Source organism: Nocardia tenerifensis NBRC 101015, assembly GCF_000308715.1.
Classification (GTDB): domain Bacteria; phylum Actinomycetota; class Actinomycetes; order Mycobacteriales; family Mycobacteriaceae; genus Nocardia; species Nocardia tenerifensis.
The window spans coordinates 1-1895 of sequence record NZ_BAGH01000236.1; the positions used below are offsets into that span (position 1 = coordinate 1).

Below are 1895 nucleotides of genomic sequence, written 5' to 3' on the forward strand. Positions count from 1 at the left end.
CCGCGCAGCGCGCTTACCTTTCGGCCCGCACCGACCTGAACGGCACGGTCAAGGCCATGTCAAGGCTCTTCACGACCCTGCCGTCGGCGCAGCGTCGGCGCGTCGCGGGCGCGACACTCGGGATGCGCGTTCGCTCGCGTATTCGAATACCATCCGCCATCATGGAGGAATGAGCGGGCCCAACCGTCCATCGCTCACCCGTCCCGAACCGCCGCGGCGGCCTCGCGGACGAGGTACCCACGTCGAGGGGATACAGCTGTGAGGTCGATCTGGAAGGGCTCGATCGCGTTCGGGCTGGTGAACGTTCCGGTCAAGGTGTACACCGCGACCGAAGACCATGACATCCGCTTCCACCAGGTGCACGCCAAGGACGGCGGCCGGATCAAATACGACCGGGTCTGCACGGTGTGCGGCAAGTCGGTGCAGTACGCCGACATCGACAAGGCCTACGAATCCCCCGACGGCGACAAGGTCATCCTGACCGACGAGGACTTCGCCAAACTGCCCGCCGCCGAGAAGCACGAGATCCCGGTGCTGCAGTTCGTGCCGTCCGAACAGATCGACCCGATCCTGTACGAGAAGAGCTACTACCTCGAGCCCGACTCCAGCACCCCCAAGGCCTACGTGCTGCTGGCCGCCACGCTGGAGCGGATCGACCGCACCGCGCTGGTGCATTTCACGCTGCGGCAGAAGACCCGGCTCGCCGCGCTGCGGGTGCACGACGGCGTGCTCGTGCTGCAAACCCTGCTGTGGCCCGACGAGGTCCGCGACGTCGACTTCGAGTCCCTCGACGGAGTCGCCGAGCCGAAGCCGCAGGAACTGAAGATGGCCGAGACGCTGGTCGAGACCATGTCCGACGACTTCGATCCGGACCAGTTCACCGACGAGTACCAGATCGAACTCAAGAAGCTGCTCGACGAGGCGATCGCCAGCGGCACCGGCAAGGTGCCCGAGCAGCCGGAGTCCGCGCCCGCGGAGATGGACGCCGAGGTGGTCGACCTGGTGGCCGCCCTGCAGCGCAGCCTGGAGGCCAGTGGGCGGCGCGGCAGCGGCGACGACAACGGCAAGGCCGCGCCCGCTAAGAAGACGGCCAAGAAAGCCGCAGCCAAGAAGACACCGGCCAAGAAGACCGCGAAGAAGACCGCCGCCAAGAAGACCGCCGCGCGCAAGGGCGCGTGACGGAATCTCGGCATCCGGCTGGCAAACTGTCCGCATGGACTCTGCCGTTGTGATCGTCCCGATGGGCCTCGGCCACCTGCGCCAGGTCCTCGATCTCGGTCACGAAGTCTTCGACATCACCACCAAGCCGTACACCTCGTGGTCGCTGACCTCGGTGGCCGAGCACCTCGACAGCCCCGACAACGCGTGCTGGGTGGCGCTCGACTCCGATCGTGTGGTCGGTTTCGTGCTCGGCTCGATGGAGTTCGAGAATCGCGACGACTGGGCCTACCTCGAGTGGATCGCCGTCGCGCCCGACATGCAGGGGCACGGCATCGCCCGCCGGCTCGTCGACGTCTGCTCGGAGGCGTTATTCGCGCGCGGCGCGCGGCGGATCGTCACCGACGTCGAAGATCGCAACGCGGCCTCCACCGCGCTCATGACACGCAGCGGGTTCACCGCCGCCGCCACAGTCACCCTGTTCGTCCGCCCGAATCCCGCCGACCCCGAACCGGATTCGCCGTTGGACGCAGCGGCCATCGCGCCGGGCACCAAGCGCGCCCTGATCCGGCGCGGCCGGCTGGCCGGCGACAACCACCGCGCGGCGCGGTAGAGCACGCGGCCGGGGTTGGACAACTGATCACGAGGAATCCATGGCGGCGAATCGCGAGAACGCCCGCCACCAGTTCCCCCTCGCCGCTCCAGCCCCTCCCGGAGGCCGGACGTGCGGTTCGCTG

At 68.0% G+C, this 1895-nt stretch carries 2 protein-coding genes; both read left to right on the top strand.

Annotated elements, in window-relative coordinates; genetic code table 11:
* Positions 1-258 precede the first annotated feature (258 nt).
* Positions 259-1179, top strand: coding sequence for a non-homologous end joining protein Ku (gene ku / locus ON39_RS18985; RefSeq protein WP_040736168.1), 921 nt, complete (start codon positions 259-261; stop codon positions 1177-1179).
* Between the two features lie 34 nt (positions 1180-1213).
* Entirely contained in the window at positions 1214-1771 is a 558-nt protein-coding gene (locus tag ON39_RS18990) for a GNAT family N-acetyltransferase (RefSeq protein ID WP_040736169.1), read from the top strand.
* Positions 1772-1895: the final 124 nt, after the last annotated feature.

Bases quoted from the DNA above. Each gene is read 5' to 3' on its own strand.
- ON39_RS18990 (WP_040736169.1), top strand. From the start codon at position 1,214: ATGGACTCTGCCGTTGTGATCGTCCCGATGGGCCTCGGCCACCTGCGC.